The organism is candidate division KSB1 bacterium (genome assembly GCA_022562085.1).
Taxonomy (GTDB): domain Bacteria; phylum Zhuqueibacterota; class Zhuqueibacteria; order Oceanimicrobiales; family Oceanimicrobiaceae; genus Oceanimicrobium.
In genome coordinates this window covers 1-7,403 of sequence record JADFPY010000227.1, presented here as the reverse complement: position 1 = coordinate 7,403, position 7,403 = coordinate 1, and the positions used below count along the sequence as shown (strand labels likewise).

Genomic DNA, 7,403 nt, shown 5'->3' with positions numbered 1-7,403 from the left:
GGCGAAAGCATACATGACTTGATTGACACTGAGTTTCTCACCAGTGATGTTGGTCATTCCACGGCCCTTGCGCCGGAAGACGATCACCGGCGTCTTGTTGTAGAAGTCGACCACCTCAACCACATCGTTGATGTCGTAACGGTAAAGCCCGCCAGTGGTAGTGAAGAAGATGTAATACTGCTTATCCTGCTCGACCTCGTCAACGCCCAAAAAATTCCAGGTCCTGCTGTCGTCAGGATTTTCTTCGACTTCGTCCTCCGGCACAAACTCGTAGACATTTGTAGCAACTGTGAGAATGCCGCCGGCACCTTCGTCTGAGAGCGGGATGCTGCCCCGCGCTTCGGACGAAAGATAACCCCAATCTCGAATAGGCGGCATGCCTTTCGTGTCTGGATCAAACCAGTCTGGAAAGCGCTCCAGGTAGCTGCCCACCGTGCCTCCCTTCCAGCAGCCGATGAGGGCCAGGTTGGGCCAATAATCGGCAGGGAGCAGCTTGCCATCGCGGCGGCTTCGCATCTGTTCGAGCTCGCGAGCCCGCTTGGGATCAGCCTTGAGTTCCCGTTCCAGGGTTGCCCTGATTTCGGGGTCGATGTCGAGATTTTGCTTCAGTGTGCCGTCGGCGATATCCTTAATCAGATCTTCTGCGTACTCATTTGCTTTTTCGGACATCTTCACGATGGAAGATGGGTTCGCCGTGCCGATCCAGGTCACATTACAACCGATGCCAAAGCGCATGACCGAATAGTACTTGGCCTCATAGTCTGTGACCTCGAAAACGTCGTACGGAATGGCATAAGTCCTGCGTACCACACTTGGCATGTTCTTGTAAATCATACCGCTGGTCGAGCCATACGGAATACCAGCCTCAGTATGGCCCTCGACTGCTGGCGAAACCATACTGATGATCTTGCCGTCCAGGAGATTAGGATGGGCTTTGATGGCGTGGTAGGTCCAGGTGCGCATCTGGTCAGAATGATCGCGGCCCTGACAGGTCGGTGTGATCGGAACGTACTTAGCCTTGCCCGTTGTACCGGAAGTCTGGGCAAACAACACCGGAGCTTCGGCTGTCAGGATGTTTTTCTCGCCTCTGACCATCCTTTCCATACGCTCCATTATGTCGTTATAGTTCACGACTGGCACTGCCCTCTGGTAATCCTTGAGATTCTTGAGGGAGCCAAAGTTGTGCTCTTTACCGTACTCCGTATCGCTGTTCTTTTCGAGGATTTCAATCAACTTGCGATGTTGCGTGCCGACCGGGTCATGTGTCGCCGCCTCAAAGCGCCTGGCAGCAGCCTTTCCAATTTGGCGAATGAGCTGTTTGGCTAAGAAAGACATTTTAACCCTCCAAGTAACTGAGTTCTTCCGAGTTTCTCAATAACAAGCGATGTTGTAATTCAATTTAATTTCTCAGGTTCTTTCGCTTCGTTCAGTCCCGTCTTTGAGATAATTGTTTTCCTTAACTAATCACATTTTCAATTCGCATTGCAATACCTCAATTGTCATGCCACAAAAAAGAAGGGTTTGGTTATTTTTATTATTTTCATAGTTTTATCGCATCGATTCCAAAGTGGTTTGACGGTATCATGTTGTATATTTTAGTAGACACCTGTATGAAAAATATGAACAAAATTGATGAACAGTGTAAGAAAAAAACCTGATCGAATTACCCACTAAGGGGACGGAGCGGTTGGAGAAGATCAAAGATCTATCCGTTGATAATGGTGAACTTCACCTACCAAATGTTTGTCTAGCAGTCATGATATTATGCCGCCATACGTAAAACCATCGCGCAAAAATAAATACTCCTAATAAATAAATACCACTTTTTGCTATGCAACCAACGTGTCCTATTCACACCGGCAAGCCTATTTTCTTCAACAGCTTGGTGTACCTGGCATCCCTAATCATTTGTTCAGGAGCTGGCCAGATCTTCGTGTAAACTAACCACCAGGATCGCTCTTCAAAAGCTTTATCAAAATACTGAAATGCGGCATCCAATTCATTCAAGCTCACGTGCACCCAAGCGAAATACGCGGGTTGAATATATTCGTTTCTTGCTCTGCTTTTTAACTCCTTCATAATCTTTTTCGCTTGCGTTCTCTTGCCGGAGATTCCAAAGGCATATCCTAAAACGGCGGCGACGGCCGCAAAATTGCCCGACAAAGCCAGCGCGGTTTGTAAAGACTCAATGGCTAAACCAAAATCACGTTTTTCTAGTAAGGCGAGGCCCAGCCAGAGATGTGCCGGGTAAAAGTTTGAATCTAACTCAAGAACTTTTCGATATTCCTGAACGGCTAAATCGTACTCTCGAGCGTAGTAATGAAGTCTGCCGACATCCGTGCTAATCTGCAAATGTAAGGGATCAATTTCCTGAGCCTTGTGAATTTCTCTTAGTGCATCCTCAAATTGGCCAAGAATGCGCAGTTGACCTGCATACCATTGATGGGCGGTTGCGTAATTAGGGTTCAGTGCAATTGAATGTTGGAATGATTTTTCTGCCTTGGCCCAATTCCATTCGTATGACGATTCTACGGCACCCAGCGCGTTGTGGGCTTCTGCCATATCCGGATCGATCTCCAATGCTTTGAGTGCGGCAGCCTTGGCTTTTGGCCACACATCCTTTGCTGGCAGATATCCGTAGATTCCAATCAGGGCATACGAATCTGAAAGGCCACTATATGCTAACGCATAGGTAGGGTCCTTTTCAATGGCTTGATTGTAGAAAGAGATGCTTTGCTTGAAACTGTCGGGATCTCGCTTATTCCAATGATAACGTCCTTTTAGAAATAATTGATATGCTTCGTTACCAGTTTTATGCTGTTTGGATAGGTGTTTTTTTTCTTTTCTAGTGAGTTTTAGCTTAAGTTTTGTTGAAATATCTTTTACAATTTCTTCCTGAATTTGAACCACATCGGTAAATTTTCTGGTATATTGTTCTCCCCAAATCTGGCTATTATCGCTGCCCTCAACCAATTCAACTCCAATTGAAACGTCATCAGACCGCCGACTTACCCAACCCAATAACAATTTATTTACCTTTAGTTCACGAGCAATTTTTTGAACCTCAATATGCCGGCCTTTATAATGAAACACAGACGTCCTTGAAATGACTTTGAAATTAGAAATTTGAGAAAGGTTGGTAATCAAACTTTCTGTGATACCTTCACTTAAGTATTCAAGCTCCTCCTTTCCAGAAGCATTGCTAAATGGCATGACCGCAAGAGACTCGACCTTTTCAAGAAGGTACCCTGAATCTTTTCGGACCTTTGAGCTGACCGCCTTTAGATCGACCCGCATCTCGTCCATGTGCTGGTAACGTTCCTCCGTGCTTTTGTTCAAGGCCTTATTCACGAGTCGTTCCAACTCCATAGGTACACCCGTCCGCAAACCCGTCATCGGCTCGGGTTCTTCATTCAAAATCGAGTATACCACCGCCCCCTCAATCTCGCTTTTAAAAGCATGCAGGCCAGTGAGCATCTCATAAAGAACCGCGCCGAAAGAAAAAATGTCACTGCGATGATCCATCTCTTCCCCTTTTGCTTGCTCTGGAGACATGTAGGCTAGCGTGCCCAGAGTCGTGCCCGTCTTGGTCAGCTTAGTCCGCCCCCTCAGCTTGGCCAGACCAAAGTCCAAAATCTTAACCTCACCGCGATCTGTCATCATGATATTTGCCGGTTTGATATCGCGGTGGACGATACCAGCTTCATGCGCCCTGGCCAACCCTTCTGATATCTGTCTGGCAATGTCGATGGCCTCGTCTATCTTAAACGGCCCGCGCCCAATTTTCTTTTCAAGCGTCTCTCCCTGATAATAGGCCATGCAAATGAACATTTGCTCCCGACCTTCTATCGAAATTTCGTCGATTTCGTGAATATTGCAGATGTTGGGATGGTCAAGTGCTGAGGCCGCTTTGGCTTCGTGAATGAAGCGCTGCTTTTCTACCTCTTCTGCGCTGAGATGGAGTGGGAGAAATTTTAACGCTACAAACCGGTCGAGCTTAAGGTCTTGGGCTTTGTAAACGACGCCCATGCCACCTTCACCGAGCTTATCTAAGATTTTGTAGTGCGATACGGTTTCGCCAACCATTTACTTACACCCTGGATGCTCCAATAATTATATTAATTCTTCAACGGAAGTTTTATTGTAAAAGTACTTCCTTTTGCTAATTCACTTTCAACCTCGATGCTGCCACCGTGGTCTTCAATAATTTTATATGCAATAGATAGTCCAAGACCCGTGCCAACTCCTACCCCTTTGGTTGTATAGCCTGGGTCAAATACTTTTTCTAAATTTTCTGAGGCTATACCCACTCCTGTATCTTTAATTGCCACGTCAATGGTGTCATCTGTCAATTGGGTTTGAATAAATATTTTCCCGTCACCTTCAATTGCCTGGCAGGCATTGACCAAGAGATTCATAAATACCTGGTTTATTTGGCTTGCCTTACAACGCAGGGGGGGAAGGTCTGCATAATCCTTGATTATCTCAATGCGGTTTTCACATAAATACTGGATAATCTCAAGCGTACTGGCAATTCCCTCGTGGATATTGACAGCTTTGAATTCCTCCTCATCCAAACGAGAGAAATTCTTCAGGCCTTTGACAATTTCCATGATACGGGTACATGCCTCTTTGTTTACTTCTGCGAGGTTTCCCACTGTGTCTAAAGCCTTAATCATTCCTGGGCGCTGTGGATCTGTTGACGAATTAGCTAAGAGAGTCTCGATATCCTCTCTTAGCTTTTTGAAGCATCGAAGGAAGACATCGTTATTGCTATAAATTGAACCTAAAGGGGTGTTGACTTCATGAGCAATTCCAGCTACCAGCATTCCCAGTGATGCCATTTTTTCCGAGCGGATCAATTGCAACTGCGTTGCTTTTAGATCCTGATAAGCATCTTTTAATTCCCCGTGCTTCTGCTGAAGTTCATGCGTTCGCTCATCCACGAGCTTTTCGAGATTCGTATTTAGCTTTTCCACTTCTTGGTAACTCTTCGCGTTTTCTACGGCAATACCAGCAAGGTTGGCAAAAGCTTCGAGAAAAAAAAGATCATCATTCTTAAAAAAGTGGTTAGGTTTTGTAGTGTCAAGATAGATGACTCCGATAAGCTGCCCTCGACTCTGGAGTGGTACACACAAAACAGACATAATGTCAAATTCGTAAAAGCTCTTAGGAGCATTCTTCTTTTTAGGCCCGGGAAATCTTTCAAGAAAAACAGCCTTTGATTCATTTGCTACCTTTTCTATAATCGAACGGCTCATTGCGATAAAGCTATTAAGGGCTTGTTTATCTATTGCACGAGCTACTTGCACTTCTATTTCTCCGTTAGCGGAATTTTTGAATAGAATCAACCCTTTTTCAGCCTTCAAAAGTTCAACAGCCAAATCCATTATCTCATCAAGAAGTTTTTGGAGATTAAGTTGGGAATTGATCTTTCGGCTTACTTCATGCAAAGTTTGTAACTGTGCAAATGTGATATTCTTTATCGTATTCATCTTTCCATCGTACGAATATCGAATCCATATACACGTGCTATGCCCGTACAACTATATAAATAAGCTGCCATACAACGTTTAATCAGATTAACCCGCCACTGGCCGTTTATTACAATTAAATGGTCAAGCAATAACCTATTGTTAAAATATACTTTATAGGCATTTTCACAGTTAAATTAGGTGGTCGAATTATCAATAATCTTGCATTCAGCTCAAATCGTGGACTCACATCGATCAGTGGAAAAGTCAGCCTTAACTGTCTGGCAGGAAGTCTCGTTCAAAAAATATAAGAGAATTTTTTAGCATCTGCAACAAAAATCTTCTGAAATAAAAAACGACAAAGGCCTCCAAAATTGGAAGCCTTTGTTGGCAAGCCCATAGATAAAAACACCGATCAAACCAACTGGGCTCCATGTGCTGCCATTGTTGCTGGAGCGGAACACGCCGCCATTGCCGCTAAAAGTGCCAGCAAAAATGTCATCGCTGTTATTAATGGTCAAAGCAAAGACAGTAGTATTTGTTAAACCGCTATTGATTTCGCTCCAGTCGTCACCATTATCGGTGGAGCGAAACACGCCCCCACCAGTTCCGGCAAAAATGTCACCGCTGCTGTTTACAGAAAGATCAAAAATAACATTATTTGTTAAGCCGGTATTAATTTCGCTCCAGTTGTCACCATTATCGGTGGAACGGAAAATGCCGCGGCTAGTGTCACTGGTTCCCGCAAAAATGTCACCATTGTTGATAGCTAGACATATTACATTCCCATCCGGTGGTCCGTTCGTATGCTCCCAGAAGTTGGTTTGGGCAATTGACGATGTAGTGATAAACGAAAGTAGAAGTATTAGTTTTTTCATGACTCTTTCCTCCATCTAACTATTTAAGAATTCTATTGAATGTACTGATTGCCGTATATTACAATCGCTTAAGTGTCTCAGACAATGATCCTGCCGAGCGCATTAGTTAGTACCTGTATCTGCTTCATGCTCCACTACATAAACGTCGCGGTGACCTAAAGCCGCTCCAATGGGTGCGCCAATCAGGGCAGCAGTAAGCCCGAGCGCCACTGCTACTTCTTCCCTCGGGAAACAGAGGAAGGCGTTGGGGGGACAGTCTTCTCCAGCGGCATAACCGACGATGCCGCCTACCAGAAGTCCGAATCCCATGCCTTGCCCGGCACCTTTGCCTCTGCTGATAAATCGTAATTCCTTTATTTGCGAATTTGCAACCGCTATATAGATCGGACTCGCTTGTTGCTTTATTTGCGGGTCGATCCAATGGGCAAATTCTGAAGTCAGCCATAATTGCCTGACTGGCAATTCCTGTCCATCCTTTAGAATCACGACAGCTTGACGCCCTCGGGTACCGCGGTTAATCTTCTCGTATAAATCTGTTTGGTCGACGTTATTGTCCAGACTATATTGATTGCGGCCGCCCGCTGAACGGAATCGTACTTCCTTTATTTGAGCTGTGAGAATTTTGTTGGTGGCCGTCCAATAAGTTGAGTCCCGGGTCATCCGCAAATTCTCAACCTGGATTTGACGGCCATCAGTAAAGGTTATCAGGGCCTGTTTCTTCAATGCGCGGTTGTTAAGTGACAAAAAGTCTGCTTCATGCGCCGGTCGCAGCCGATGAGTAGTTGTGCATCCTAAAAAACACACTATCGATAATAGGAAAATGACTTGTACGGTTTTCATAAGTATGTCCTCCATTCCAATTCAGTTTAAAAAGTTAAAGCTACTTTAGACAAATTCAATGCCATAAATCAAAACCAGTTATAAATTTAATAAAAACAATCAAATTTTCAATGCTCAGAGATGTTTTAAGGAGGAGAAAAATGTTGTACTTTAGTATACATATGTCTGAAAAAGAGCACATACAGTTGGGATGTGGGGGGAATAATTGAGT

The 7,403-nt window shown here is 44.6% G+C and carries 5 protein-coding genes; all 5 read right to left on the bottom strand.

Annotation, left to right across the window (positions count from 1 at the left end; genetic code table 11):
• The coding region (locus IH879_16190; GenBank protein MCH7676467.1) for a GH3 auxin-responsive promoter family protein at positions 1-1,335 on the bottom strand (1,335 nt) is incomplete at its 3' end.
• Between the two features lie 516 nt (positions 1,336-1,851).
• The gene (locus IH879_16185) at positions 1,852-4,086 is read right to left on the bottom strand and encodes a protein kinase (protein ID MCH7676466.1); all 2,235 of its coding nucleotides are present in this window, start codon (positions 4,084-4,086) and stop codon (positions 1,852-1,854) included.
• Between the two features lie 32 nt (positions 4,087-4,118).
• A complete protein-coding gene (locus IH879_16180) occupies positions 4,119-5,495 on the bottom strand; it encodes a GAF domain-containing protein (protein ID MCH7676465.1) in 1,377 nt (458 codons plus the stop codon).
• 299 nt (positions 5,496-5,794) lie between these two features.
• Entirely contained in the window at positions 5,795-6,352 is a 558-nt protein-coding gene (locus IH879_16175; protein ID MCH7676464.1) for a hypothetical protein, read from the bottom strand.
• A gap of 102 nt (positions 6,353-6,454) precedes the next feature.
• A complete protein-coding gene (locus IH879_16170; GenBank protein MCH7676463.1) occupies positions 6,455-7,192 on the bottom strand; it encodes a hypothetical protein in 738 nt (245 codons plus the stop codon).
• Between the last annotated feature and the right edge of the window lie 211 nt (positions 7,193-7,403).

Coding starts and splice junctions, on each gene's coding strand:
- IH879_16185 (MCH7676466.1), bottom strand. CDS start 4,086: ATGGTTGGCGAAACCGTATCGCACTACAAAATCTTAGATAAGCTCGGT.
- IH879_16180 (MCH7676465.1), bottom strand. CDS start 5,495: ATGAATACGATAAAGAATATCACATTTGCACAGTTACAAACTTTGCAT.
- IH879_16175 (MCH7676464.1), bottom strand. CDS start 6,352: ATGAAAAAACTAATACTTCTACTTTCGTTTATCACTACATCGTCAATT.
- IH879_16170 (MCH7676463.1), bottom strand. CDS start 7,192: ATGAAAACCGTACAAGTCATTTTCCTATTATCGATAGTGTGTTTTTTA.